Genomic DNA, 852 nt, shown 5'->3' with positions numbered 1-852 from the left:
AAAAATCGCTGATAAACCCGTGGGAAACATAAAAGGCAGCCACAAATTTCGTGGCTGCCTTCAAATTTTCTATAAATAATCAGCATAGCGTTTTTCAAGATAATTCTGCAGCACGGTCATTACTGAACAGATGGCCCAGTAAATCAGAGCCACGAGAATCAATAGAGTGAGCAGATCGTATTCCCGCCCCCCGATGATGCGGGCTTTGTGGAAAATTTCCGGAACCGTGATCATCGCCGCGAGTGACGAAGCTTTGATGAGATCAAGGTAGACGTTGGATAAAGGCGGCACTGCAATCCTCACCGATTGCGGCAGGATAATGCGGCGCATCGTCTGCCAGTAAGTAAGGCCCAGAGCCGTCGAAGATTCCCATTGTCCTTTATCGACTGATGCCAATGCAGATCTGAAAACTTCCGCAATATATGCGGCTGAGTTGATGGTGAAACCGATCAGCGCTGCCTGCACTGCTGTAAATTGAATGCCGATGACCGGCAATGCGAAATAGAGGAGGAACAGGATTACGAGAATCGGAACGCCCCTCATAAACGAAATATACAGACGGGCCGGCCAGTGCAGAATCTTCAGCGGTGAAGTCCTGGCAAGTGCCAGGAAAAACCCGATGACGAGTCCGCCCAGCATACTGACGATTGAAATGAGCAGCGTATACCAGATTCCTTCAAGCACATAAGGGAGAGATTCAATTGCCAATACCGGATCGAATAATAACTCCCATTGTATGTCGTTCATCGAATCCCTCCTTCATTAATCGCTTTTCTTTGTCCAGACTCCGACGGCCCAGCTCTTCGGGTCATAAGCCGACTTGGCTGCTCCTGCATCGCTGCGCTGCTTCGT

1 protein-coding gene is annotated in these 852 nt (G+C 49.2%); it reads right to left on the bottom strand.

Going from position 1 to position 852, the window contains the following annotated elements:
* Window positions 1-69 precede the first annotated feature (69 nt).
* Window positions 70-747, bottom strand: a complete 678-nt coding sequence (locus KW93_RS11065) for an amino acid ABC transporter permease (RefSeq protein ID WP_033543079.1) — start codon at window positions 745-747, stop codon at window positions 70-72.
* Window positions 748-852 lie beyond the last annotated feature (105 nt).

This window comes from Planococcus sp. CAU13 (assembly GCF_000775575.1).
In the GTDB taxonomy this organism is placed as follows: Bacteria; Bacillota; Bacilli; order Bacillales_A; family Planococcaceae; genus Planococcus.
The sequence above is the reverse complement of the archived record's forward strand: the minus strand, read 5'-3'. Positions and strand labels throughout refer to the sequence as shown.

Bases quoted from the DNA above. Each gene is read 5' to 3' on its own strand.
- KW93_RS11065 (WP_033543079.1), bottom strand. From the start codon at position 747: ATGAACGACATACAATGGGAGTTATTATTCGATCCGGTATTGGCAATT.